At 59.1% G+C, this 25222-nt stretch carries 21 protein-coding genes; 16 read left to right on the top strand and 5 right to left on the bottom strand.

Annotation, left to right across the window (positions count from 1 at the left end):
* Positions 1-115: 115 nt before the first annotated feature.
* Entirely contained in the window at positions 116-1273 is a 1158-nt protein-coding gene (gene dprA, locus ACOBR2_RS09175) for a DNA-processing protein DprA (protein ID WP_420239715.1), read from the bottom strand.
* Between the two features lie 173 nt (positions 1274-1446).
* Here dprA and ACOBR2_RS09170 point away from each other — a divergent pair, with 173 nt between their 5' ends.
* The 4 genes from ACOBR2_RS09170 to uvrB all read left to right on the top strand — a co-directional run bounded on the left by ACOBR2_RS09170 (position 1447) and on the right by uvrB (position 7227).
* Positions 1447-2343, top strand: a complete 897-nt coding sequence (locus ACOBR2_RS09170; RefSeq protein ID WP_420239714.1) for a menaquinone biosynthetic enzyme MqnA/MqnD family protein — start codon at positions 1447-1449, stop codon at positions 2341-2343.
* Positions 2344-2362: 19 nt separating this feature from the next.
* A complete protein-coding gene (locus ACOBR2_RS09165) occupies positions 2363-3106 on the top strand; it encodes an SDR family oxidoreductase (RefSeq protein WP_420239713.1) in 744 nt (247 codons plus the stop codon).
* A 308-nt stretch (positions 3107-3414) separates the two neighbouring features.
* Positions 3415-5124 (top strand): methyl-accepting chemotaxis protein, encoded by a 1710-nt coding sequence (locus ACOBR2_RS09160; protein WP_420239712.1) that lies wholly within the window; start codon positions 3415-3417, stop codon positions 5122-5124.
* A 111-nt stretch (positions 5125-5235) separates the two neighbouring features.
* Positions 5236-7227, top strand: coding sequence for an excinuclease ABC subunit UvrB (gene uvrB, locus ACOBR2_RS09155; protein WP_420239711.1), 1992 nt, complete (start codon positions 5236-5238; stop codon positions 7225-7227).
* A 74-nt stretch (positions 7228-7301) separates the two neighbouring features.
* On the opposite strand, the gene ACOBR2_RS09150 is transcribed toward uvrB, so the two are convergent.
* A complete protein-coding gene (locus tag ACOBR2_RS09150) occupies positions 7302-8972 on the bottom strand; it encodes a methyl-accepting chemotaxis protein (RefSeq protein ID WP_420239710.1) in 1671 nt (556 codons plus the stop codon).
* Between the two features lie 147 nt (positions 8973-9119).
* On the opposite strand from ACOBR2_RS09150, the gene ACOBR2_RS09145 reads away from it, so the two are divergent.
* The 11 genes from ACOBR2_RS09145 to ACOBR2_RS09095 all read left to right on the top strand — a co-directional run bounded on the left by ACOBR2_RS09145 (position 9120) and on the right by ACOBR2_RS09095 (position 20853).
* Positions 9120-9518, top strand: coding sequence for a response regulator (locus ACOBR2_RS09145; protein WP_420239709.1), 399 nt, complete (start codon positions 9120-9122; stop codon positions 9516-9518).
* A 269-nt stretch (positions 9519-9787) separates the two neighbouring features.
* Positions 9788-11824, top strand: coding sequence for a heme lyase CcmF/NrfE family subunit (locus tag ACOBR2_RS09140; RefSeq protein WP_420239708.1), 2037 nt, complete (start codon positions 9788-9790; stop codon positions 11822-11824).
* The gene (locus ACOBR2_RS09135) at positions 11824-12336 is read left to right on the top strand and encodes a cytochrome c-type biogenesis protein CcmH (RefSeq protein WP_420239707.1); all 513 of its coding nucleotides are present in this window, start codon (positions 11824-11826) and stop codon (positions 12334-12336) included. The genes ACOBR2_RS09140 and ACOBR2_RS09135 overlap by 1 nt, the downstream gene beginning before the upstream one ends.
* 3 nt (positions 12337-12339) lie before the next feature.
* The gene (locus ACOBR2_RS09130) at positions 12340-12618 is read left to right on the top strand and encodes a hypothetical protein (RefSeq protein ID WP_420239706.1); all 279 of its coding nucleotides are present in this window, start codon (positions 12340-12342) and stop codon (positions 12616-12618) included.
* Positions 12619-12656: 38 nt separating this feature from the next.
* Positions 12657-13901, top strand: coding sequence for a carboxypeptidase regulatory-like domain-containing protein (locus tag ACOBR2_RS09125; RefSeq protein WP_420239705.1), 1245 nt, complete (start codon positions 12657-12659; stop codon positions 13899-13901).
* A 125-nt stretch (positions 13902-14026) separates the two neighbouring features.
* The gene (locus ACOBR2_RS09120) at positions 14027-14899 is read left to right on the top strand and encodes a zinc metalloprotease HtpX (protein WP_420239704.1); all 873 of its coding nucleotides are present in this window, start codon (positions 14027-14029) and stop codon (positions 14897-14899) included.
* A gap of 151 nt (positions 14900-15050) precedes the next feature.
* Positions 15051-15545 carry a DUF4149 domain-containing protein gene (locus tag ACOBR2_RS09115; protein WP_420239703.1) on the top strand — a complete coding sequence of 165 codons (495 nt, stop codon included), beginning with the start codon at positions 15051-15053 and terminating at the stop codon, positions 15543-15545.
* Positions 15546-15756: 211 nt separating this feature from the next.
* The gene (locus ACOBR2_RS09110) at positions 15757-16482 is read left to right on the top strand and encodes a ZIP family metal transporter (RefSeq protein WP_420239702.1); all 726 of its coding nucleotides are present in this window, start codon (positions 15757-15759) and stop codon (positions 16480-16482) included.
* 163 nt (positions 16483-16645) lie between these two features.
* Positions 16646-18127, top strand: a complete 1482-nt coding sequence (locus tag ACOBR2_RS09105) for a hypothetical protein (RefSeq protein ID WP_420239701.1) — start codon at positions 16646-16648, stop codon at positions 18125-18127.
* 174 nt (positions 18128-18301) lie between these two features.
* Complete coding sequence (locus ACOBR2_RS09100) at positions 18302-19708, top strand: ATP-binding protein (protein ID WP_420239700.1); 1407 nt, start codon at positions 18302-18304, stop codon at positions 19706-19708.
* Positions 19709-19710: 2 nt separating this feature from the next.
* Positions 19711-20853, top strand: coding sequence for a universal stress protein (locus ACOBR2_RS09095; protein WP_420239699.1), 1143 nt, complete (start codon positions 19711-19713; stop codon positions 20851-20853).
* 152 nt (positions 20854-21005) lie between these two features.
* Here the strand turns inward: ACOBR2_RS09095 and ACOBR2_RS09090 are convergent, their stop codons facing one another.
* The gene (locus ACOBR2_RS09090) at positions 21006-22625 is read right to left on the bottom strand and encodes a hypothetical protein (protein WP_420239698.1); all 1620 of its coding nucleotides are present in this window, start codon (positions 22623-22625) and stop codon (positions 21006-21008) included.
* Positions 22626-22802: 177 nt separating this feature from the next.
* Here ACOBR2_RS09090 and ACOBR2_RS09085 point away from each other — a divergent pair, with 177 nt between their 5' ends.
* Positions 22803-22991, top strand: coding sequence for a hypothetical protein (locus ACOBR2_RS09085; protein ID WP_420239697.1), 189 nt, complete (start codon positions 22803-22805; stop codon positions 22989-22991).
* Between the two features lie 14 nt (positions 22992-23005).
* Here the strand turns inward: ACOBR2_RS09085 and ACOBR2_RS09080 are convergent, their stop codons facing one another.
* Entirely contained in the window at positions 23006-23785 is a 780-nt protein-coding gene (locus tag ACOBR2_RS09080; RefSeq protein WP_420239696.1) for a glycosyltransferase family 2 protein, read from the bottom strand.
* Positions 23779-25110: a hypothetical protein gene (locus tag ACOBR2_RS09075; protein WP_420239695.1), complete on the bottom strand. Its 1332-nt coding sequence runs from the start codon at positions 25108-25110 to the stop codon at positions 23779-23781. The genes ACOBR2_RS09080 and ACOBR2_RS09075 overlap by 7 nt, the downstream gene beginning before the upstream one ends.
* Positions 25111-25222 lie beyond the last annotated feature (112 nt).

Raw genomic sequence — 25222 nt, 5'->3', positions numbered from 1 at the left:
TCAGCCCTCAGCCCTCAGCCGTCAGCTTTTCCTGCCGGAACGGAAGTCCTTGATTCAGCCAAAATCCCCTTCCCTGGCGCTACGAGCTGAAAGCTGATAGCTGAGGGCTGTTTTTTTACATCGTCCGCACATAGTTCTTGCCGGGCAGCTGGCGGACGCGGCCAGCCATCTCCAGCTCAAAAAGCGCGGTAAAAACCTCCGACGAGGTCAGTTTCATCTCCAACAGCTCCAGAACCTCATCAATCTGCAGGCTGTCGTCGGTGCGCAGCACCTCCAGCACCATCGCCTCCTGGGGCCGCAGCACCGGATCCGGCAAAATGGCAGCGCTCGACTCGATCCGCAGCCCGTCGCTGGGCTCCGACTCCAGCTCCAGCCGCACCTGACTGGGCAGGTCCTCCCAGATGTCCTCCCAGGTGGCCACCAGCTTGGCACCCTGTTTGATCAGAGTGTTGGGCGTCCAGGAGCCTTTATTGGTGACGTTGCCGGGCACAGCGTACAGGTCGCGGTTCTGATCGGTGGCGCAGCGGGCGGTCACCCGCGTGCCGGAGTTCTCACTGGCCTCCACCACTAGCACGCCCACCGCCAGCCCACTCAGGATGCGGTTGCGGCGGGGAAAGTTCTGCGGGGCGGGAAAGGTGCCCATCGGCAATTCACTGACAATGGCTCCGCCAGCGGCCAGAATCTCCTCAGCAAGTTTTTTATTCTCTTTTGGATAGACAACATCAATCCCGGTGCCCCAGACGGCCACGGTGGGCCTGCGGGCCGCCAGAGCGCCCTTGTGCGCACAGCTATCAATGCCGCGAGCCATGCCACTGACGATCAGCACACGCCGGGCCGCCAGATCGCGCGCCAGCAGCTCCGCCATTCCCGAGCCGTAGGGGGTGGGATGGCGCGTGCCCACCACGGCAATGGAGGGCTGCTCCAGCAGCCGCACATCGCCCCGCACCCAGAGCACCGGCGGCGGATCGTAGATTTCCTTGAGCCGTTCGGGATAGTGCGGACAGCTGAAGGTGAGAATTTCCGCGCCCTGCGCGGCCACCTGCGCCCACTCGTTGTTGGCTGCCGAACGGGCCCGGCCATCAAAGAGGAACTGCACACTCTCGGCCGGAAAACGCAACGACTCCAGCTCGGTGAGCGAAAGGCCGAAGATCTGCGCGGGGTGGTCGAGCGTCTCCATCGCATCCAGAATGCGTTTGGGACCAAGGCCCGGAGTCAGAATCAGGGCCAGCCACGCCAGCCGGTCCTCTAGCGCCACCGCTGTCGGTTGCTCCATCGCCCGCGTTCTCCTTCCCGCTGCCGGAAGTCTGATTCCCGCCGAAGTCCGCGCTTTCTGGTCGCGCCCACGTTACCGGAGAGCCCCGTTGAAGTCAAGAAATTCCGCATTTCGCCTCTTTCCAAACCGGGCTCCCTGCTGCATCCTTTCCCTGACTTGTTACTCTAATGAGCGTGACTGGTTTAACTTCCCCGCACGACCCGCGGCTGCGCATTGCCGCCATCGACTTTCTCAATCCCGCGCCCTTGATGTGGGACTTCGAACATCCGCCCCTTGCCACGCAACTGGCCGAACGCTACCGGATGGACCGCATGGTGCCGAGCGAATGTGCCCGCCGTCTGGCGGAAGGCGAGGCCGACCTTGGCCTGATCCCGATTGCCGCGCTGGCCACCAGCCCGCATCTGCGCGTGCTGCCCGGCTGCACCATCGCCAGCAAAGGGCACATCCGCTCCCTGCTGCTGGTGCGCCGCGCGGGCCAACCCATTTCCGCCATCCGCACCGTGGCTGCCGACACCGCCAGCCGCACCACCAACACCTACGCCCGCATCCTCTTCCGGCTGTGGGGCAATCCGCAGGCCGAATTTTTGCCCATGAAGGTCGATCTGGACGCCATGCTGAAGGCAGCCGACGCCGCCGTGGTCATCGGCGACCCCGCGCTCTACGCCCGGCAGGATATGGAAGCCCGCCTGGCCCGCACGGGCGAAGAACTCGTCTACTACGACATGGCCGAAGTATGGCGCGAACAGACCGGCCTGCCCTTCATTTCCGCCGTCTGGTGTGCTGCCGCTGCGCGGGGCAATGTTTTGGATGAGAGGGTTGCAGAGGATTGCATTCGCTCCCGCGATAACGGCCTGCAACACATCGACGATCTGGTGGCCGAGTGGTCGCCGCGCATGAAGCTGCCCGCTGAAGTTCTGCGCGACTACCTCGGCAACAACCTGCACTACGTGCTCGACGACGAGTGCATCGAAGGCATGCGCGGCTTCTACCGCTACGCAGCGGAGTTCGGTATTCTGCCACGGTACGAGCCTCCAGCCTCCAGTAGCTGGAAGCTAGGGGCTAGAGGCTAACACTCTCCAGGAGCACTCCATGACAGCAAAGATCGCACTGATTACCGGCGCCAATCGTGGCATTGGTCTGGAAACCGCCCGTCAGCTAGCCGCCAAGGGCGTGCACGTTGTGCTGGGCAGCCGTTCGCTTGAGTCAGGCGAACAGGCACTCAAGCAACTCACTGCCGCGGGCCTGAGCGCGGAGCGGATCGCGCTCGACGTCAGCGATGCAGCCAGCCGTCAGGCGGCTTTTGAGCATCTGTCTGCCCGCCACGGCAAGCTCGACATCCTCATCAACAACGCGGGCGTAGCTGCCGGAGCCTTCAGCGGGCCCACGCAGATCGATCTGGCCGCCAGCATTCCGGAAGCCGAGTTGCGCCGCATCTTTGAGACCAACTTCTTCTCCCTGGTGACTCTGACGCAGACGCTGCTTCCTTTGCTGCGCAAAAGCGAGGCTGGACGCATCGTGAATCTGGCCAGCATTCTCGGCTCACTGCAGTTGCACGCCCAACCCGGCTCGCCCATCTACGACGCGAAGACCTTCGCCTACGACGCCTCCAAGACGGCGGTGAACGCGCTCACCATCCACTTGGCCTATGAGCTGCGTGGAAGCAAAATCAAGGTGAACAGCGCCCATCCCGGCTGGGTGAAAACCGACATGGGTGGTCCCGACGCACTGATCGACGTGACCGAAGGCGCGCGCACCAGCGTGGAGCTGGCTCTGCTGCCAGACGACGGCCCCACCGGTGGCTTCTTCCACTTGGGCAAACCGCTGCCCTGGTAGTTCATCTCCAACCCCGCGCTTCAAACAGCGCCACACGCCGTTCCCCTTCCACTCGCGCGGCCGTTGTGTCGCGTAAGTGGAAGGCATCGGTAGAGGATCTTTCGCTTCAAGGCAAAGTCCCAGGAGGCGCTGTCCTTGATTACACAGGCACTTCCAAGTAAATTCGCCTCCCGGTTCTGAAACGACGCATGCATTCGGTATCGGAACAGAACGGGATGTTTCCCCAAATACAGGCTGAATCTAATTTCACAACTTCCGCGACTGGTCGATGGAGGTACACAGACCTATGTTGAGAAAGGCCATCCCCCATGAATTTATGGCGCGATCTTCACATCTCTCAGAAGCTTGGTTACGCATTCGGCATTGTCTGTCTTCTGACCGCGATTCTTGGTATCTCCTCCCTGCTTGGTTTCCTGAACATCAAGTCCGTCGTGGAAACCTTAGATGAAACCACGATTCCATCCATGAAGTCGGTCTACGATATTCGCATCGACTTGTCGGATATTCGCCGCGCAGAAGGTTACCTGCTGTTCTGTCAAACCAGCGATTGCACAGACTATTACACGCAAAAACGGCAGAGCGGTCTGGATTCCTACAACAAAACCATCGACGTCTACAGTTCGCAGGTTTCCACGCCCGAAGAAAAAGACATCTTCAACGCCGTGCGCCAGAACGCTTCGGCCTACCTTGAACTGGACCGCAGGGAAGATGCCCTGTTCCGGGCCGGAAAGATCGACGATGCCAAGGCAATCCTGATTGGCCCGGAGATGTTCAACGCGTATGTGGCCATGATGAAGGCCGCGCAAGATGCTCTGAATCTGAGCCGGGTCGCCAGTGAAGAACAGAGCAAGAATGCGGTTCATCTGATTCATTTTCTTGTCATGGCGGCCATTGTGCTGATGATTGCCACGGTTCTGGCCAGCGCGACGATCGGCATGGTGCTGACCCGCATGATCGTGCCTCCGCTGGTGAATGCCACCCTGGCGCTGGAGGCCCTGGCCAACAAGGATCTGACGGCACACGTTGAAGCAGCGGGCAAAGACGAAGTGGGCCGGCTGTCGGTAGCCATCAACATCAGCGTCGAGTCCATGCACAACGTGTTGGGAACGCTTTCGAATGGAGCCAAAACGTTGTTGGCCACCTCCGCGCAGATGAGTCAACGGGCCGTTCAAAGCAAATCCAACATGAATACGCAGTCCGACAAAACGCATCAGATTGCCGCCGCGGCGCAGCAGATGACGGCCACCATCGGCGAAATCAGCCGCAATGCCGAAAACGCCGTCAGCGCCAGCCGCAACTCGGCTGAAATGGCGCGTCAGGGCGGCGAAGTCATGCGTGCCACCAACAACACCATGGAGCGCATTGCCTCAGCCACTCAAACCGTCTCCAGCAAGATGGACTCTCTGGCCCAAAGTTCGACGGAGATTGGCCAAGTCGTCAATGTGATTCAGGAGATCAGCGAGCAAACCAACCTGCTGGCCCTCAATGCCGCCATCGAGGCAGCGCGCGCCGGAGAGCATGGACGCGGTTTCGCCGTCGTTGCCGGTGAAGTCCGGCGTCTGGCCGAGCGCACCAAGGGCGCAACCAACGAGATTACCGGCACAATTCACAATATCCAACAAGAGACGCAGCAGACCCTCGAAATGATGTCGCAGAGCCGGGAAACGGTGCAATCCGGAATTCGCGAAACCAACGAGGCCTGTTCCAGCCTGGAAATGATCATCGGCTCCTCCAGCGAGGTTGAAAGTCAGATTGCGCTGATTGCCACTGCGGCAACGGAACAGACGGCGGCTTCACGCGAGATCTCGGAATCGGCCAGCTATCTCTCCAATCTGGCCCAGGACAGCTCGCAGGACGCCGAAGAAGCCACGGCGGCAAGCCACAATCTTTCCACACTGGCAAACGAAATCGACGACGTCATTCATGAATTTCAGATCGACGGTGCAGGCAAGGGTTCCGCAATGCGCTTAGGAGGCTCGTCCTCCTCCAGCACTCTGGCTCATCGAAGCGCGCGATAAAGCCTTTTCTGTACACACCCACTGCATGCAGCAGAGCCTCCGTTCAAAAAATCGGAGGCTCTACTACATATTTATTCGCCATATATTCGCTCTTTCTCCTATACTGTTCTCATGGACTTCGAACTCGTCACCCCCTACAAGCCCAAAGGCGATCAGCCCCGGGCCATCGAGGAGCTGGTCAGCGGTCTGGAGGCTGGCGAAAAGCATCAGGTGCTGCTTGGCGTTACCGGCTCCGGCAAGACCTTCACCATGGCCAAGGTGATTGAGCAGTCGAATCGTCCCGCGCTGATTCTGGCGCACAACAAGACGCTGGCCGCCCAGCTGTATCACGAGTTCAAGCAGTTCTTTCCGCGCAACGCGGTCGAGTACTTCGTCAGCTATTACGACTACTACCAGCCCGAAGCCTACATTCCCGCCGGCGACCTCTATATCGAGAAGGAAGCCACGGTGAACGAGGAGCTGGACAAGCTGCGCCTGGCAGCCACGCGCAGCCTTTTTGAGCGACGCGATGTGGTCATCGTCAGCTCGGTCAGCTGCATCTACGGCCTGGGCTCGCCGGAAGCGTATTACGGCATGTTGATGCTGCTCGAAAAAGGTCAGCAGATCAGCCGCAAAGACGTGATCCGGCGGCTGGTGGAGATTCTCTACGAGCGCAACGATGTGGACTTCCATCGCGGCACCTTCCGCGTGCGTGGCGATGTGATCGAGGTCTTCCCTACCTACGACGAGAACGCCTACCGCATTGAAATGTTCGGCGACGAGATCGATGCGCTCTCACAAATCGATCCACTCTTTGGCACGGTCAAGCAGAAGTACACGCGCCTGCCCATCTACCCCAAGACGCACTACGTGGTGCAGCCGGAACGCAAGGGTCTGGCCATTGACACCATCAGCGCCGAGATGAACGAGTGGGTGATGCGGCTGGAGTCCGAAGGCCGCATGGTGGAGGCGCAGCGCATTCATCAGCGCACCCGCTACGACCTGGAAATGATCAAGAGCATGGGCTACTGCCACGGCATCGAGAACTACTCGCGGCACTTTTCCGGCCGCCTGCCGGGCGAAGCTCCGCCCACCCTGCTTGACTACTTCCCCAAGGATTTTCTACTCTTCATCGACGAAAGCCATGTGACCATTCCGCAGGTGCACGGCATGTGGCATGGCGACCGCAGCCGCAAAGCCAATCTGGTGGAGTACGGCTTCCGCCTGCCCTCGGCCATGGACAATCGTCCGCTGACCTTTGATGAGTTTGAGAAACGCATGCATCAGGCAATCTACGTTTCGGCTACGCCCGGCCCGTGGGAACTGACGCAAGCCGCAGGCGTGGTGGTGGAACAGGTGATTCGCCCCACCGGTCTGATCGATCCCGAGGTGGAGATCCGGCCCGTGAAGGGCCAGGTGGACGACCTGCTGGCCGAGATCCGCGACCGCGCCGAGCGCAACGAACGCGTGCTGGTGACTACGCTCACCAAGCGCATGTCAGAAGACTTGGCCAACTACTACACCGAGGTGGGCGTGCGCTGCCGCTACCTGCACTCGGAGATTGAGACGCTCGAACGCGTGAAGCTGCTGGCCAGCCTGCGCAAGGGCGAGTACGACGTGCTGATCGGCATCAATCTGTTGCGCGAAGGACTCGACCTGCCGGAGGTTTCGCTGGTAGCCATTCTGGATGCGGACAAGGAAGGCTTTCTGCGCTCTACCGGCTCGCTGATCCAGACCATGGGCCGCGCCGCGCGCCACTTGAAGGGCAAGGCCATTTTGTATGCCGACAAGATGACCGACTCCATGCGCCGGGCCATTGACGAGACAGATCGCCGCCGTGTGAAACAGAGGGCCTACAACGAAGAGCACGGCATTACGCCGCAGTCGGTGATCAGCGCCATTGAGATGGGGTTGGCCGAGATTCTGAAGGCCGAGTACGGCGACGTGAGCGAGGATGAAGCGGCAACAATGCCGGAATTCAAGTCGCAGACCGAGCTGGACGTGTACATTGCCAAGCTGGAAACCGAGATGCGCGAGGCCGCCAAGAAGTTTGAGTTTGAAAAGGCAGCCAAACTGCGCGATTCCATCAAGGAACTGCGCGAGAAGGAATTTCTGTTCGGGTAGTGTTTGCCTCACAAACAACGCCGCGCCTGAATCGAATCTTCAGGCGCGGCATTTGTTTATACGGCTGCAATAGGTTATGCGGCGCGGCGTCGTACAAGGTTCGGGCGAGCCGCCTTCTCCTGCTCGTCGCCGGTCTGGAACTGATTGCTCTGCGCTGTCAGCTGACGGGCCAGATCTGCCAGTTCTTCCGCCGTACGCGCTGACTCTTCAGCACCCTCGGCCGACTGTGCAACCCCGGCCGTGATCTGATTCATCGATTCACCCACCTGCCGTGAAGCATCGGCCTGCTCCTCGGAGGATTGGGCGATATGCGCAATGCGCTGGCGCACCTCTTCCGCACTGGAACCCAGCACATTCAGCGAATTGGCAGCCACATCGGCCGCAGCCACGCTTTGCTGCACCCGTTCGGCGCTCTCCTGAATACTGCCGACCACGCTCTCGGTTCCCGTCTGAATAGAGCGCACGGCGTCGGCAATCTCCTTGGTAGCAGTAGTGGTACGCTCGGCCAGACGGCGCACCTCGCCAGCCACCACGGCAAAACCACGGCCATGCTCACCGGCGCGGGCAGCTTCAATTGCCGCATTCAGCGCCAACAAATTGGTCTGCCCGGCAATCTCTTCGATCAGGGTAACAATCTGCCCAATCTTCCTGGAACTTTCACCCAGTTCAACGACTGCGCTGGCATTCTGGCGGGCTTCTTCGGCCAGAGCGCGCACATCGGTAGCCATATCGGAGACGCTCTGGCAGCTCTCGGTAGCCAAAGTGCCAGTTTTTTCCGCGTGCTGGCTGGCTTCACGGCAATTGCGCGTCACTTCATGGGCGCTGGAAATCATCTCTTCGAGCGCGGCAGCCACCTGATGGCTCTGGCCCTGCTGCTCGGAGACGGCCTTGGCGATCATGGTTGAGGACTGCGCCACACCGTCGGCGCTGCCGGTCAGGGCACGGGTGATGGACTGAATTTGCGCCACCATGGCATGCAACTGATCGCGCATGTGGCACATTGCCCCGATCAGTTCTCCCAGTTCGTCCTCCCCGTGGCCCTCAGGCTCAACCGCGGTCAAATCTCCCTCGGCAATGGCGCGCACAAAATACACGCTATCGTTCAAGCGCCTGCCCAGGGAACGGGCAAAACTCAAACTCCACAAGCCCAGCGCCGTCCACAGGGTAACCAACACGGCAACAAGCACAATCTGCTCATGATGAATCTTTCCGGCTTCCTCTGTGGGAACCGATTCGGCTAGACCCTGCAAGCGGTCGGCCACGGCATCCAGCGTATCGGTCGGGACACGATCCTTGCCGGCCACAGCCTGATCTGCTTCACTGAAGTCGCGGCTCTTCTGATAGAGGCTGAGAGCACTTTCGTACTCGCCGTCGAGCGTCTCATGGCTTTCGGCAAAGGCCCGCAGCATCTGGCTGGCCTGCGGATCGGTGACCTTTCCGGCCAGCGCCAGAGCATTCTGTTGCACGCTAGCGGCCTTGGCATGGAACTCCGTGCTGTACTTGGACAAAGCTTCATCCTTGCGGCCGCGGATGAGAATATCCTTCCAGGCCTGTACCTGTTTTTTGAAATCCACCTGTAGACCACGCACCTGTTGTGCCTGGGCTACTTCTCCCTGAATGATTGCAGAATAAGTCTGACTGATCTGCATACAGCGAACAATCAGGTAAGTTGAAGCAATTCCGCCAGCCAGCAGTGCGCTGCCCAGCAGAATAAAAATGGTCTGCGTGATGCGTATCGATTTCATGCTGTATTTATCGGTTCTTTGAGAATCTTCATGATTCAGGGAACTCAATAAAAGAGAACTGGCGAGACAACCCGGGAGTGTACGTCCCACATCGAACTACTCAAGCAGATATTTTTGCAGTGGCCGAATCCGAATTAAGAGACCGAAATGGCAGCCATTCTTCTGGTCGATGATGAACCGTTTCAGGCAATTGCGCGTAAAACTCTTCTTGAGAAGCGTTTTGCGGATGTGCGACGAGTGCAGGGCGCCGCAGAGGCGCTCTGCCTGATTGAACAACCGCCCTTTGCCGGGCAGCTCGGTCTGCTGATCAGCGGACATCATATGCCCGGTCTGAGCGGTCCAGCCTTTGTGGCGGAGGTGTGCGCCCGCATGCCGCGCCTACCGGTTCTGGTGCTGGGCACGCTCCATGAAAGCGCCTCCGATTACCGTTTCGATCTGGTCCGCTTTGTGCCGCTGTCCATTGCCAACAACGAAATGGTAGAGATGGCCGACCGGTGGATGACGTTGCACAATGTAGGAAACACCGGAAATCATTCCCATTTATAAATTAAAACTGCCCTGATTTCATACTCTACTGTGAGCCAAATCACACCCTTATCGCCTACCATAGAGGGAGAATGAGCCGTTGACAGTGAAAGCCATTTTGCTTTTGCTTTCACTCGGCATTTGCTTACGCCCTCCCCTTCCGTTATGCACCAGGGCTGGCTTCCTTGTTGACAGGCAGCCACTTCCCCCTTGGCCACCGGGCAGGACCGCGCAGGAAAATGCTGTCCCGTTCGGCAGTTTTGCGTGCGAGAATCATCCCTGGAGTTCTGATGGCAATCTTCGGCAGTTTTTCCCTTCTGATCGCCCTCGCGCTGGCGTTCTACAACTTCTTCATCGGAACGATTTCGCTCCGGCTGCAGGCCACCGGTCAGGCAGCCCGCGTGGCTCCCGCCCGTCTGGCAGAAACCGCACGCCGCGCAGGCATTGCGGGCTTTGTGGCCATTTCGGCAGCCGCCTTCGCTTTGGTATGGGCCGTCTTCACCAACGACTTTTCGCTCAGCTACATTCTGGAGCACTCCAACCGTGCCCTGCCCCTTCCCTACAAGTTTGCCGCCCTCTGGAGCGGTCAGGAAGGTTCGCTACTGCTGTGGGGTTGGCTGCTGGGCGCTTACGGCTTTGTGCTGCGCCTGCGCCACAAGACAGACGTGAAGCTGTTTGCCTACGCCGGCACCATTCTGGCCGCCATTCAGGTCTTCTTCCTGCTGGTGCTGAACTTTGCCGTGCGGCCCTTCGCGCTCTATCAGGGTCCGATTCCCGACGACGGCAACGGCCTGAACGCCCTTCTGCAGTATCCCGAGATGGTCATCCATCCGCCGATGCTCTATCTGGGCTACGTGGGCTTCGCGGTTCCCTTCGCCTTTGCGATGGGAGCGCTGATCATGCGCTACCCCGGCGAACGCTGGATCAAAATTACCCGCACCTGGACGCTGGTCACCTGGATGTTTCTGACCATCGGCATCTTTCTGGGCATGCACTGGGCTTACGCCGTGCTGGGTTGGGGCGGCTATTGGGGATGGGATCCGGTAGAGAACGCCAGCTTCATGCCGTGGCTGACCGGAACCGCCTTCCTGCACTCGGTGATGATGCAGGAAAAGAAGGGCATGATGAAGAGCTGGAATATATGGCTAATCTTCAGCACCTTCCTGCTCACCCTGCTGGGCACACTGCTCACCCGCGCGGGCCTGGTCAGCAGCGTGCATGCCTTCGCGCAATCCTCCATCGGCACCTGGTTCACGGCCTTCATCATCTTCACGCTGGCAGTCTGCATCTTTGTTTACCTTTTGCGCCGTGGTGATCTGGCAGCCGACCACAAGCTTGAGTCGCTGGTCAGCCGCGAATCCAGCTTCCTGTTCAACAACCTGATGCTGCTGGTGGCCTGCTTCGTCATTCTGTGGGGAACACTCTTCCCCATCCTTTCGGAGTTCGTGCAGGGCAGCAAGGTAACGGTGGGTCCGCCGTTTTATAACCGCGTGGCCGTGCCGATTGGCCTCTTCCTGCTCTTTCTGGTAGGCGTGGGACCGCTGTTGCCCTGGCGCGCCACATCGCTGAAGGCCGTCCGCCGCAACTTTGTAGTTCCCTGCGCGGCACTCTGGGTCGCGGTGGCCATTGCCTTCGCCTGCGGAGCACACATCTGGCAGGACGGTCAGCTTTCCACCGGCAGCCTCTACGCCGTGGTCGCAATCGGGCTTTCCGCCGCGGTATTTGCCGCCGTGGCCAGCGAGTTTTATCGCGGCGCGCGCGTCATTTCTTTGCAGAGCGGCAGAAACCTGCTCTCTTCCACCTGGAGTTTGATGCGCCGCAACAGCCGCCGTTACGGTGGCTACATCGTGCATCTGGGTGTGGTTTTGACCATCGTCGGACTGGCTGGCGCGGCCTTCAACCAGACCGCCGAGCATGAACTGGCCCTGCACCAGTCGATGCAGATCGGCGGTTATACGCTGGAGTGCGTCGGCTTTACCCAGGATTCGAACGACAACTACCAGTCGGAGTACGCGCTGCTGAACGTCTGGCGCGATGGCAAGATGCTCTTCCAGATGGCTCCAGAAAAACGCGTCTATCTGGCCAGCCAGCAGCCGCAAACCATGGTCTCCATCCACTCGGTTCCGGGCTGGGACTTGTACGTGGTGTATGAAGGCACCAACCCCGACACCAGTCAGCCCATCATCAAGGCATTCCTCAATCCGTTGGTCAGCTGGATCTGGGTAGGTCTGGGAGTCATGGTTCTGGGTACGCTGATTGCCCTGACGCCCAGCCAGAAACCCCGCGCCGCAAGCACCGAAGCCAATCCGAAAGGAGCGCAGGCCTGATGAGTACGTTTCCTCTTCATCGTTACGGAATGCGCGCCGCGCAGGCCGCCCTGCTGGCCCTGGCCGTTTGCTTCTCAATGGGCGCAACCGACGCCAGTTCGCGCTTTGTTGACCTGGGCCATCGCCTGATGTGCACCTGCGGCTGCTCGCAACTGCTGGGCGAGTGCAACCATGTGGGCTGTCCGGAGAGCGGACGCGAACGCAAGGAACTGAGCGACGCCATCGCCGCGGGCAAAAGCGACGCGCAGATTCTGGACTGGTTTGCCGCCAAGTACGGGGCAACGGCGCTGGCCGCACCCACCGGCAAGGGCTTTGATCTGGTGGCGTGGATTGCCCCCTTCGCCGTCTTTGCCGCCGCATTGATCGGCACCATTCTGCTCATCCGCCGCTGGGGCGGGCTGAAGACCGCAAAATCGACGGACACCGCACTGGACGCGCTGCCGGAAGATCCGGCGGAGCGCGAACGCATGACAAAGATTCGCCGCGAGACCGGCGCGGACGGAGGGTTTTAGCTTATGACCGAGGCTCAGCAACTCATTGCCAGCCTGCTGCTTCTGGTGGCATTGTTTGTGTACACCTTTTGGCCCGATAACTCGTCGGCCGGCCAGCGCGACAAAACGCGCCTGGACTATCTGCTGGAGCGCAAGGAACAGCTTTATGAAAATCTGCGCGACCTGAACTTCGAGTTCAAGGCAGGCAAATATCCGGAAGAGGATTTTGTGACGCAACGTAACCTTCTGGAGCGCGAAACTGCTGAACTGCTGGCGGAAATCGAAGGACTGCAGCAGGCTTAAACCCAGGACCAGAACCAGGAAATCCAAGGATCCTACCGATGATGAAACCGATCCAGATTCTTACTCGCACTCTTGCCGTAGGCCTGATGCTTGGCGGAGCGTTCGCGCAGGCAGCCAACATCAGCGGCACCGTGACCAACAAGACCACCGGCAAGCCTTCGACGGGCGATACGGTGGAGTTGGTGGACGTTGCTGCCGGCATGAACAATGTGGGCAAAACGACCACCGATGCCAAGGGCCACTACACGCTGAGCGAGCATGGAAACAGCTCGTATCTGGTGCGCGTCACGCATCAGGGGGCCAACTACTTTATTGGCGCGCCGGAAAACGGTGCCGCAGGCGATGTGGGCGTTTACGACGTGGCCACCAAGGTGCAGGGCGTTTCCATCGAGGCCGATGTGATCGAGATTGAGTCGGCCAGCGACAAGCTGCAGGTGAGCGAGCGCTTCTTTGTGCACAACCTCTCGACCCCGCCCACTACCCAGTGGAGCAAGAAGTCCTTCGAGGTTGTGCTACCTGCCGAGGCGACGATCACCAGCAGCGGCGCACAGCGCCCCGGCGGCCTGCCCACCAACATCCAGCTCGATCCCGATGGCGGCAAGGGACACTACGCCTTTGACTTTCCCATCCAGCCCGACGATGGCGACAAGGACACGCTGCTGCAGATCTCCTACACGCTTCCTTACTCGGGCGGCAAATACACCTTCCACTCCGTGGTGACGATTCCTGCCGAAAACATGGGCGTTCTTCTGCCCAAAAGCATGAACTTCGCGCCCGGCGCGGGGGCCAGCTTCAAAAGTGTGCAGTCGGACCCCGGCATGCAGACCTATTTGCTGAAGAGTCCTCCGGTGGGCCAGCCGGTCGAGTTCACGGTGGGCGGCACTGGAGCGGTTCCGCAGACGGATCCGAACCAGCAGGCAGGCGCACAGGGTGGCATGGGCGGCGGCGATGCAATGGCCGGCGGACAGCCCGGCGGCGGCATCGGCAACCCCAATACGGCACCAGATCCGCTGTCGAAGTACAAGTGGTGGATTCTGGGGGTTCTGGCCCTGCTGATGGTTGCCGGAGCCGCCTTCCTGATGCGTGCTCCGGCGGGCGCGGCTCCTGCGACTGCCCTGCCTGTGGCACCTGCTGCCAGCAAGGAAGATCTGCTGCTGGCCACGCTGAAGGATGAGCTCTTCAAGCTGGAAAGCGACAAGCTGGACGGCAAGATCAGCGAAACCGAATATGCGCAGGCCAAGGGTGCATTCGACATCGTGCTGAAGCGCGCCATGAACAAGTAGTCTTTTCTTCGCAATCCGGCGCGGAGCCTTTCCCAGGCTCCGCGCTTTGCTTTGGGCCGCAACTCTACAGCCCCGGCCAGCGTACATACAAGGTGAGAGAATAGACTCACTGGAGGATCTTCCTCGTGAACGGCTTCAAGACCACGCTTCTTCTTACCGGACTCACCCTTTTACTCATCCTGATCGGGGAGTCTTTTGGCGGCTCGAACGGAGCGATCATAGCCTTCTTCGTCGCTGCAGCCACCAATTTTTTCAGCTACTTTTTCTCCGACAAGATTGCACTGCGCATGAGCGGAGCGCAACCGGCCTCGCGCGAGGAACTGCCCCGCGTCTACGCCGCCGTGGAGCGGCTGACGGCCAAGGCGCAGATCCCCATGCCCAAGATCTACGTTCTGCCCACCAGCTCGCCCAATGCCTTTGCCACGGGCCGCAACCCAAGCCACGCCTCGGTGGCCGTGACGGCCGGCATTCTGAATGTGCTGAACGACGAGGAGCTGGAAGGCGTACTGGCCCATGAGCTGGGCCACGTGCGCAACCGCGACATTCTCACCAGCTCCATTGCCGCAACCCTGGCCGGAGCCATCAGCATGCTGGGCCGCATGGCCTTCTGGTTTGGCGGCATGATGGGCGGAGGCAACCGCCGCAACCGCGAAGGCGGCGGCATGGGCGCTCTGCTGATGATGCTGCTGGCCCCCCTTGCAGCCATGATGATCCAGCTGTGGATCTCGCGCACCCGCGAGTATGCGGCCGACGCCAGCGCCGCCCAGCTGACCGGCAATCCCCAGGCGCTGGCCAGCGCGCTTGAAAAGATCTCCGGCATCAGCCGCCAGATTCCCATGACCGCTTCACCCAGCACCGCGCATATGTACATCATCATGCCGCGGCTCTCGGGCGCGTCGTTCGCCAACCTCTTCTCCACCCACCCGCCCATCCAGAAGCGCATTGAGCGGCTGATTGGAAGAGAGTCGGTGCATGGAGCGATTACGCGGTACGAGTAAGAGCAGCTTCCAGCTTCTAGCTCAAGATGGTTCTGCCTTGGACATTGCACTCAAATTTGGGCTTCCCGGATCCCTCGCTTTGGGGACCCGGGAAACATTCCATACGAAAGACGGCTGAGTGCTGACAGCTTCTTCTTGCTAAGATGTGCTCATGAGAATCTTCCTCCGCAGTCTTCTCACACTGGCGCTCATTGTCTGGCTGGGCGCTGAGGTCTTCTTCCCCGTGGTTGCGGCCACGGTCTTCCGCACCCTTGCTCCCGACACACATACGGCAGGAACCATCGTTGGCTCGCTGCTGCGCGTGCTGCACTTCGTTGGCCTGAGCTGCGGTGTGCTGGCCATCGCCGTGCTGGCACTGGCTCCCGCATGGGGACTCGACCGCAGCCGCACCGTGCTGGCCTCGATCGCTCTGCTGGTGGTCATGCTGGCCGCCACGGCCTACTCGCAATTCGGCATCATCCCCGCCATGGACCGCGACCGCATTGCGGCAGGCGGAGCCATCCAAAACGTAGCTGAATCGCATCCGGCGCGTGTTCACTTCCAGCTACTGCATAAACGCAGCGAACGAATGGAGCAGATCGTGCTCTTCCTTGGATTGGCCGTTGTGGTGCTGGTTGCCAGCGCTGAAAGCAGCCCGCGGCCGTAAGTTCCCGCACTCTTGCTGCTACCCGGACCTTGCTTTCCTGTATCATCAAAGAGGCTTTGTTTGTCCGCTTTGTTGCTGGAACCGTTTCCGGAGCATAGGTTTTCCCTGAAATCCGGCTGCTCATTCCCTGCGGGCAGCCAAAATACGCATGGAGGCTTGTGGAGACGCAGCCTTCTGCAATCCCCGGAGAAGAAAAACGTTTCATTCCGCCATGTTCAAACTCTCTCTCATCCTTGGCACAATTGCCGCACTAGCCGACGTTGCTGGCGGCATGCTGCTGGTGCGCACCCACGGCGTGGAGCGCTACCTGCGCTATTTTGTAGCGCTGGGAGCAGGCTTTTTAATGGCCACCGCGCTGGTGGAGATGACGCCCGAGAGCCTGCACCAGAGCCCGCAACTGGGCCCTGTGCTGATCATGGCCGGCTACTGCATCGTCCACCTGCTGGAGCACACCATCAATGCCCACTTTCACTTTGGTGAAGAGACGCATCATGGTGAATTCGTCTCCCACCGCACCAGTACCTCGGTGCTGGCTGGCCTGAGTGTGCACGCCTTGTTTGACGGCGTGGCCATCGGCTCGGGCTTTGTACTCTCAAGCCGTCTGGGTTGGCTGATCTTTCTGGCGATTCTGCTGCACAAGATGCCGGAGGGCTTCACCATGGCTTCGGTCATGCTGGCCAGCGGTCGTAGCCGCGCTTCAGCTTTTTATTCAGCGGTGGCGCTGGCCGCAGCTACCCTCGTCGGCGTGGCGCTGATCGAACTGGTTCCCGGATGGATGCCCTACGGCCTGCCGATTTCCGCTGGCGTGGCGCTGTACGTAGGCGCAAGCGATCTGGTGCCTGAAGTCAATCGCGAGCCTGGCATTCGCATGGCGCTGGTCTTTTTTGCCGGTGTTGGAGCCTTTCTACTACTCCGCTTACTGCTTCCCTCTGTTTAAAAACAGGAAAAAAGCCTGTGCAGAATTGGCTATTTCCGCTATTTCTGCATAGGCAATCCCTGGCTGGCTCTGTAGGATGAGTGCAGAACCGATCCGGCACTGGAAGGCACTGGACTGGTAGACTTCGAGCTGATTGTCTCCTCAGCCGGAATAAGCGGAAATCATGAAGGCTCGTAATACTTTTGCAGCGAATGTGCTGCTCCTCTTTTTTTTCTCCTGCCTTGGCTTCGTCGTATTGGGATACCATCCTGGCGCCGAGGACGATGGCGTGTATCTGGCGGCCATCAAGCACAATGTGGACCCCGTGCTTTTTCCCCGCGACGCCGACTTCTTTCAGCTCCAGTTGCAGGCCACGGTATTTGACGAGTGTGTAGGAACAACGGTTCGCTGGTCGCATCTGCCCATTCCGGTTGTAGCGCTGCTCTGGCAGTTCGGAGCCATCCTGCTGGCGCTCTACTCCTGTTTTCGGATCGCCCGGCTACTCTTCAAGGAACGGCATGTGCAATGGGCCGGGGTGGCTATGGCGGCCACCATGCTAAGCATGCCTGTGGCCGGAACCGCGCTCTACCTCTTTGACCAGCATCTGCACCCCCGCAATATAGCCACGGCACTGATCCTGCTGGCCGCCTCGTATATTCTTGAGCGTCGCTGGGGCTTCGCTGTGCCGCTGCTGACCCTGGCCTTCGTCATGCACCCCATCATGGCCTCGGTGGGCATTTCCTTCTGCATCTTTTTGGCGCTGGCCATGAGCGATGGCGTACATCTGTGGCTGAAGCGCTGGCAAAGCGCTTCGCTGGCAGCATTGACGCCCCTTGGCTGGATCTTTGAACCACCCAATCCCGTCTGGAAAAAAGCGCTGGACACACGCACCTACTACTACCTGTACAAGTGGCACTGGTACGAGTGGCTGGGCGCACTGGCCCCGTTATGCATCTTTTTTGCGCTCTGGAAGTGGGCCAAAAAACGGGGCGATCAGAAGCTGGCGCGCTTCACCCTGGGCGTCTTGGCCTACGGCATCTTTCAGCAACTCTGTTCCATGGTTATGCTGGGCATTCCCTCGCTGGTGCGGCTTACCCCGCTGCAGCCCATGCGCTATCTGCAGTTGGTGTACTTCTTCATGATGTTGTTGCTCGGCTGCCTGCTGGGCGAATACCTGCTGAAGACCTCCATCGCGCGCTGGGCGCTGTTTCTGGTGGCAGCCAGCGCCGGCATGTACTGTACGCAATGGGCGGAGTTCCCTTCCAGTGCGCATGTTGAGCTGCCCGGCAGGCCAAGTGCCAATCCCTGGCTGCAGAGCTTTGCCTGGGTCCGGCAAAATACGCCGCGCAACGCCTACTTTGCCCTCGATCCGCACTACATGGAAGAGCCCGGCAACGACTATCACAGCTTCCGCGCACTGGCCGAACGCAGCCAGTTGGCCGACGCCGTCAAAGACACGGCCGTGGTCACGCAGGTTCCCCGCCTGGGTTATTCCTGGTATACGCAGGTGACGGCGCAGCAGGGCTGGCAGAATTTTAAGCTGGCGGACTTTGAGCGGCTGCACCGGCGCTTTGGTGTGAACTGGGTTCTGGTGGCCGATCCACCGCCTGCGGGACTGCGCTGCCGTTATCACAACGGTACCCTTGCCGTTTGTCAGATCCCTTGACGCATCAATCGCTTTGCATCAAGAGCCCCGATCACCGAGAATAGAACTTACTTTTCACCGAACGAACTTCACCCGATGGAAGAGGCTCGTTTCGGGATTTGATTCTGCGGCAAGCAGACAGGATGCGTCTTTGCGACCTAGGTAAAGATGCCATCCCGGCAGGGAGACCGGGAAATGCTCAATCTAACGCAACGCCTGATTCTCGGTTGTGCAGTGCTGGCCTGTCTGACGCTGGGTCTGGTGGCCATCACCCATCGCACGCTGGCGGCTGCCGGTCTGGGTCACATCGCCATTGTTTTCGCAGTGGCGGCCATCGCCATTGAAGCACTGACCATCTATTTTGTACTGGCTCCCGTCCGCACGCTGGCGCGCGACGCCCACCGCATTGCCCAAGGCAATCTGGAGCACCGCATTGAGTGGCAAAGCCGCGACAGCTTTGGCGTCATCGCCAGCGAACTGGCCCGCATTGCCAACCGTCTGCGCGAGCTGCGCGACTCTGAAGCAGGCCGCCGCCAGATGGAGTTCCAGCTCTCCGATGCGGTGCTGCAATCCATCTTTGAGCCCATCATCGTCACCGATGGCCGCGGCCAGATTCTGAAGCTGAACCAGACGGCCAGCGAGTTGCTGGGCGACGCCGCCAAGGACCGCATGGCGCTGGTGAATACCCCGGGGGGCGACAAGATTCTGAAGGCCATCCGCGACGCCATCTCCATGCAGAAGGCCGTGGCCACTGAAGACGATGCCGCGCTGCTGCCCATGCGCATTGGCGCGGAAGAACGCAACTACCGCCTGCGCACCACCCCCATGCGCGATGCCGAAGGTCGCCTGATGGGTGCCGTCACCACGCTGGAAGACGTAACCAGCCTGCAGGACACAGACCGCTTCAAAACCCAGTTCATTGCCGTGGCCAGCCGCAAGCTGCGCGATCCGCTCTTGCTGTTGCGCCGCGCCCTTTACGCGCTTGGCCAGGGCTACAGCGGCGAACTACGCCCCCTGCAGACCGAACTGGTGGCCAACGCCAACAGTGAGGCCGAAAATCTGGACGACGTGATGGCCAACCTGATCGAAGTCTCCGAGCTCGATTCCGGCAAACGCGAGCTACAGCTTGAAGCCCTGCGGCCCACCCCCATGCTGATTGAAACCCGCGACCGCTATGCCGATGAGGCCATGCAAAAACATCTGCGCGTTGACATCATCGCCTACGCCGATCTGGCCGCCGTAAAGGCCGACCGCCGCGCCCTGCGCTCGATCCTCGACAACCTCTTCGCCAACGCCATCCGCTACACCCCCGAAGACGGCGAGATCCTGCTCACCGCCGAAGAGGTCAAGGACTTTGTGCAGTTCACCGTGCGCGACACCGGCCGCGGCATCGAGGCCGAACGCTTGAGCACCATCTTTGACCGCTTTAACGCCTTCAGCGAAAAAGGCACCGGCCTCGGCCTGGCGCTGGTGCGCCGCCTGGTAGAGTCGCTGGGCGGCCAGATTGCCGTGGAAAGCCGCCTGGGTCATGGCTCAACCTTCCACTTCACGCTCCCGGTGGCCTCCGCCTCCGAATCCAGACATCCTGTCGAGGTGGGCTAACCATGGCTGAGCTCGTTCTTGAGAAAAAACCAGAGGCCGCCAAACTCCGTATTTACATCGGAGCGGCTCCCGGCGTGGGCAAGACCTATCACATGCTCAACGACGCCTACGTCATGCACCATCAGCAAGGCATCGACGTAGTCATCGGACTGGTTGTCACCCACGGCCGCCAGGAGACCGAAGCCCGCATCCGCGACATCGAAAAGATTCCGGAGCGCGAGATCCCCTATCGCGGCGTCACCCTGAAAGAGATGGATCTGGATGCGATCATCGCCCGCCATCCCCATACGGTGATCGTCGACGAACTGGCCCACACCAACGTTCCCGGCTGCAAGAACCGCAAGCGCTACGAAGACGTGATCGACCTGCTGGATGCCGGCATCAATGTGATGACGGCGGTCAACATTCAGCATCTGGAAACGCTCAACGATGCGGTCAACCGCTCGGCCAACACCATCATCCGCGAAACCGTACCCGACAGCCTCGTCAAGCGCGCCGATGAAGTGGTCAACGTCGACGTCACCATCGAGGAGCTGCGTTCGCGTCTGCGCCAGGGCAAGATCTATGCGCCGGAAAAGGTGGAGCAGTCGCTGGCCAACTTCTTCCGCAAAGGCAATCTGAACCTGCTGCGCGAACTGGCCCTGCGCACCACCGCCGAGCAGGTTTCCAGCCGCGCCTCTGAGTACCGCCGCACCCAGGGCCTGGAGCAGGCCCCCATCCCGGAAAAAGTGATGGTCTGCCTGAGCACCCGACCCGGCACTGAGCGTCTGCTGCGAGTGGGCTCACGCATTGCCGGACGTCTGGCCACCAACTGGTACGCGGTCTACGTCACCCGGCCCGACAACAAAGGCCACGATGACCCCGAGTCCTTCCATCGTCTGGAAGAGTACCAACGCATGGCCCGTGACCTGGGCGCAAAGGTCATCTCGCTCACCGACCGCAACGTCAGTGATGCGCTGATCCACTTTGCCCAGCAGGAGAACATCAGCCACGTGGTCTTTGGCCAGTCCGCCCGCTCGCGCTGGGACATTCTGCTGCACGGCTCGGTGCTCAACCGCTTTCTGGCGGAAGTCCGCGACGTAACCGTGCAGATTGTGCCCATGCACCCGATCGTCCGCGGCGGCAAAAAAGCCGAGTTCCGCTAGATGTGAAGTTGCAACAGGTTGTCCATTCGGTTTTCACCCCGGAAGGGGCAGACAGAATCTCCCCACTGGCGGTAAAGCCCCCTGGGGATGATTCTCCCCTGCTTTCCGTGAAATGTGCCTTTTTGCAGCCCGCAGACCCTGGAGCGCTATCCCTACAAACCACCGCCATGCGGCAGTACAGCAGAAGCATCTCCACGCTGGGCAAGCTCACCTTCTACCGGCAGTGAAACATGCACGCGATAGATGTAGAAATGCTCGTCCGGCAGCAGGCCGCGCTCAAAGCTGGTCGCCAGATTGGCCTGAATTTTGGCCTGCAGCATCCTCTGCCTCTGTTCTTCAGGCAATGGGAAGTTCAGCACCAGAAGCGCATCGCTGGCGTTCAGATTCTTCAGCGCCTGCGCAGTACGGAGGGCCACTACGCTGTACAGGTAGTAAGGACGTCTGTAGTAGCTGTCCCGCCGCCGGCTGAAGGTCATCACCCGGTCCATGCAGTTGCAGTCCAGCTGATAAACGGGCTTGTTCAGTCGCTCGGTCACATCCACAACCATAGTGTCGGGCGTACCCAGAATCGGCAGATTGCCCAGCTTCTGCTGCTCGATCCAGCGCGCAGCTTCCCCGCCATCGGTAAAGGGTCTTCCCCACTGCTGCGCCACCGTCGCCAGACTGGCCAGCACTCCCGCGGCCAGCAGCACATAGGACCACCTGCTGACGGATGCGCCCCGATGCCTCAGCATGCAGAGCGCCAGCAGAAACGCCAGATAGACGATGCCAATGTGCCGCACTCCAGCCACATTCGTTGCCTGGGAAAACAGAATACCGCAGCCGATAATAAGACCGAAGAAAGCGCCCTCGCGACGATGCTTGCGAAAGATCAAAACATACAGCACCAGAATCGGCGTCACCCAGAAACCCTGTGGCCAGAAATTGAGATCTGGCCATAGAAGTACGGGCGAAATCACCTGCGGATACCAGGGCAACCCCATCCACAACGCAGCGGAAAAACCCAGATGCAAGGGGTCGGCTGCCTGTGCGAAGAGGTGGCCGGTCGAGGTCCAACTGATGTCTTTGGCCGGCCACAGCGTCAGCAGCGCCAACCCCGTCATCGCGCCATAGATCACCACCGCTCCCGCCAAAGCACGACGCCACGGCAAGCCGTTCTGCCTGCGCTCTTGCCACTGGGCATGCAGGTATTCAAGCAAAAGCCCCGTGGCCAGAATGGCTGCCGTCAGATCCACGTTGGCAATCAGACCCAGCCAAAGCACATTGCGTTTGAGCCACTGCGGACGATTCGTGCGGAACCAGATGTAGATAAGCGCGAACAGCACTTCCAGCCCGTACATGCGGCACATCACCGTGTACTGAAAAGCGATGTAGTAACCACCGTAGATAAGCGCCAGCTCCAGACGGCGTAATGGTGTGCTTACTGCAAGCAGCAAGTAGATGGCTGTACCAATCGCCCCCTGCACCAGCTTGAGCATCCAGACGCCAGCGCTGATGCGGCTGGCGGCAAACAGAATCACGTACCACAGCGCCGGGTGCGCCTCGTAGTGAATGCGCCTGAGCAGCTCACCCAGGTTTGGACTCACATAGGCGATGGCCCAGGCATTGATCTCGTCGCGCCACACCTCATGCCGCGCCAGCACAAAACAGTACAGCGCCAGAAAAGGCAGCATCAACAGCAGATTGCCGCGCCAGTCGTTGGCCTTCCAGAAACCGAAAAACCGTTCTGTGATTCGATGGGATGTGGGTTTCTCCAACCTCGCTACTGCCATCCATGTCCTCGTGTGAAGAAGTTATGTTCTCAGTATGTGCGTGCGTATGCGCCGTATGCAGCAAGGTCAGAGACTTTGCGACGCAGCTCTGAACTTCCGAGCCCACCCCATTAGACGAAATGGCAATTCGAAGCTACTACAGAAAAACACGAGAAATACAGAGCGAAAAATAAGGACATGACGATGCTCCTGCTTGAAAACAAAGAAGAAAGAAAGCACCTACCCCTGGCCAGTATCTGCAGGATGGAACAGAAACAGGTCGACGCTCCCCGAGGAAGCGTCGATCTGTCAGAAGATTGCGGCTTTGTTTTTGTTCCGGCTGTTCCTGAAGCATTTCGGAATTCCGAAAATGCTCTCACAGGCTAGGTGAATCTACCTAACTACACCGTCTCGTAGTAGCCTTCGGGCAGATCTGCCTCTTCCTGTGTGAAGATGCTGTAGCTGGCCAACTTCAGGCGCTGCAGGCGGAACTTGAGCGACACACCCAACACCGCAAGACCATATTTGCAGCTACGCCGGAAGCTGATGGAGCTGGCTTCGTCAAAGTACTTGGTGGGGCAACTGATCTCGCCCAGATTGTAGCCAAAGTAAATGGCCTGGGCCAGCATCTCGTTGTCGAAGGAGAAGTCGTCGTTGTTCTGCTCGATGGGAAGATTACGCAACACCTGCGCGCTGAAGGCGCGATAACCGGTGTGATATTCCGAGAGCTTGTAACCCATCAGCTGATTCTGCACAAAGGTAAGAAAGCGGTTGGAGATGTACTTATAAAGGGGCATTCCACCCTTGAGCGCGCCCACCCCCAGAATGCGCGAAGCCAGCGCCACGTCATAGACGCCATAAGCCAGCATGCCAGCCAGCGAGGTTACCAGCTCAGGTTGGTACTGGTAGTCGGGGTGGACCATGATTACGATGTCAGCGCCCAGCGCCAGAGCTTCCTTGTAGCAGGTCTTCTGATTGCGTCCGTAACCAAAGTTCTGCTTGTGAACAAAGGTTTTGATGTTGAGCTTGCGGGCAACAGCAACGGTTTCATCCTTGCTGTTGTCATCTACCAGAATGACCTCATCAACGATCTCGTGGGGCAGATGATTATAGGTTTCAATCAGGGTATTTTCCGCATTATAAGCCGGCATAACAACCACTACTTTTTTTCCGTTCAGCATGGAATGCTCCTCTCGGTTGTACTCACTGCGCCAGCGCTTCCTTCTTGCGAGAATGACTCGTCCTGTCCTTGTTCAGACACTCCGACCCCAGGGAAACATTCGGCTGCCGCCAGCAGAAACAGTTGGCTTATCAAAAAATAGTAGTTGCAGAAAGCCTGCTTGGCCGTTACAAAAAATAGTAAAAAAACCACTCCATATGCTGCCGTAAAGCGCCATCTTCCTGGCTGGACCTTTGCCACAATCCACACCAGCAGGAGCAGAACAAGCGGCAGACTCAACTTCAGAATCCAAGGAAAAGGGACTGCAAGACTCACCGCATCCTTGCGATACGGTTGGACAAGATGAAACTGAACCAGATCGTACCATAGAGCACGGACATTCCATAAGAGGAACGGAAACGCCGTCAATACAGCCACTCCGAGCACGATGGCGAGTTGCTTCAGGTATTGCTTCCAGGAGAAATTTTCCAGCAGTAACACGGATAAAGGCAGGATCAGCAGGTTGTACTGTTTGCTCGCCACCAGCAGTCCAAGACAGACTGGCAGCCACCCCGGCTTGCGATATGCCGCGAAAACAACCAGACAGAGCAACATCCAGGCCAGGGGTTCCGTCCAGCAATTGCCCTCGGTTAAAAAGGTCAGCGGATTCCAAAGCGCAAACCCTGCGGCCAGAATTCCGCGCCAACCCGGCAACGCCGCAGCCAAAAGCAGAGCCGAAACAAGTATTGCCAGTAGGTAGCCATACCGCACATCCCCCAGACTACTGCCGACCAAGGCAGGCAAAAGCGTCAAAGGTGGATACTGCAAGCCCACTTGCACCCGACCATTGACGACCATTCCAGGGCCATAATAGCGGGCGGTTTCATCCGGGTTATATATATTGGCGTGGGTACTACTGTAGGGATTTTCTCCCTTCCACAAGCTGTCAACCGCATCCTGCTGAAAGGTATAGCAATCAATCCGGCGTGAAGATTCGTGAATGTGATGGAGCGCAACCCAGGTATGCGAAGCCATCAGCAGCACCAACACTACGACCATCGATCCGGTAATTCCTGCCCTCTGTTGTCTAGCTTCAGCAGGTAATTCCGCCTGCAATGCGTAGAGAACCAGCAGAAGTGCAAGAACCAGAAGAACCAAGCCAGCATACAGAGTATCGGCCAGATTCGGATCGCCCCACAATTCGCCGCTAAACGTAAAAATCCCCGCCGACATCAGAACGGCAAAGATTGTTTTACGCTGCAAAAACAGATTTTTTCCTCTGTTTAGCGAAACATGAGGATCAAAAAACACTTGCATGGACACCCCGGAAAGGATTTGCCCTATCATACCAAACGCTTATTTTTCAAATCGAAACGGGCATTTTCTATTTACAGCAAAATCAGGGATGCTGTATCCGAAAGGCACAGGTCCAAAGTTGCCGTGACCATCAGGGAACGGC

The sequence above is a fragment of the Telmatobacter bradus genome (assembly GCF_048629425.1).
Classification (GTDB): Bacteria; Acidobacteriota; Terriglobia; order Terriglobales; family Acidobacteriaceae; genus Telmatobacter; species Telmatobacter bradus.
The sequence above is the reverse complement of the archived record's forward strand: the minus strand, read 5'-3'. Positions and strand labels throughout refer to the sequence as shown.

Coding starts and splice junctions, on each gene's coding strand:
- dprA (WP_420239715.1), bottom strand. CDS start 1,273: ATGGAGCAACCGACAGCGGTGGCGCTAGAGGACCGGCTGGCGTGGCTG.
- ACOBR2_RS09165 (WP_420239713.1), top strand. CDS start 2,363: ATGACAGCAAAGATCGCACTGATTACCGGCGCCAATCGTGGCATTGGT.
- ACOBR2_RS09160 (WP_420239712.1), top strand. CDS start 3,415: ATGAATTTATGGCGCGATCTTCACATCTCTCAGAAGCTTGGTTACGCA.
- uvrB (WP_420239711.1), top strand. CDS start 5,236: ATGGACTTCGAACTCGTCACCCCCTACAAGCCCAAAGGCGATCAGCCC.
- ACOBR2_RS09150 (WP_420239710.1), bottom strand. CDS start 8,972: ATGAAATCGATACGCATCACGCAGACCATTTTTATTCTGCTGGGCAGC.
- ACOBR2_RS09145 (WP_420239709.1), top strand. CDS start 9,120: ATGGCAGCCATTCTTCTGGTCGATGATGAACCGTTTCAGGCAATTGCG.
- ACOBR2_RS09140 (WP_420239708.1), top strand. CDS start 9,788: ATGGCAATCTTCGGCAGTTTTTCCCTTCTGATCGCCCTCGCGCTGGCG.
- ACOBR2_RS09135 (WP_420239707.1), top strand. CDS start 11,824: ATGAGTACGTTTCCTCTTCATCGTTACGGAATGCGCGCCGCGCAGGCC.
- ACOBR2_RS09130 (WP_420239706.1), top strand. CDS start 12,340: ATGACCGAGGCTCAGCAACTCATTGCCAGCCTGCTGCTTCTGGTGGCA.
- ACOBR2_RS09125 (WP_420239705.1), top strand. CDS start 12,657: ATGATGAAACCGATCCAGATTCTTACTCGCACTCTTGCCGTAGGCCTG.
- ACOBR2_RS09115 (WP_420239703.1), top strand. CDS start 15,051: ATGAGAATCTTCCTCCGCAGTCTTCTCACACTGGCGCTCATTGTCTGG.
- ACOBR2_RS09110 (WP_420239702.1), top strand. CDS start 15,757: ATGTTCAAACTCTCTCTCATCCTTGGCACAATTGCCGCACTAGCCGAC.
- ACOBR2_RS09105 (WP_420239701.1), top strand. CDS start 16,646: ATGAAGGCTCGTAATACTTTTGCAGCGAATGTGCTGCTCCTCTTTTTT.
- ACOBR2_RS09100 (WP_420239700.1), top strand. CDS start 18,302: ATGCTCAATCTAACGCAACGCCTGATTCTCGGTTGTGCAGTGCTGGCC.
- ACOBR2_RS09095 (WP_420239699.1), top strand. CDS start 19,711: ATGGCTGAGCTCGTTCTTGAGAAAAAACCAGAGGCCGCCAAACTCCGT.
- ACOBR2_RS09090 (WP_420239698.1), bottom strand. CDS start 22,625: ATGGCAGTAGCGAGGTTGGAGAAACCCACATCCCATCGAATCACAGAA.
- ACOBR2_RS09085 (WP_420239697.1), top strand. CDS start 22,803: ATGACGATGCTCCTGCTTGAAAACAAAGAAGAAAGAAAGCACCTACCC.
- ACOBR2_RS09080 (WP_420239696.1), bottom strand. CDS start 23,785: ATGCTGAACGGAAAAAAAGTAGTGGTTGTTATGCCGGCTTATAATGCG.
- ACOBR2_RS09075 (WP_420239695.1), bottom strand. CDS start 25,110: ATGATAGGGCAAATCCTTTCCGGGGTGTCCATGCAAGTGTTTTTTGAT.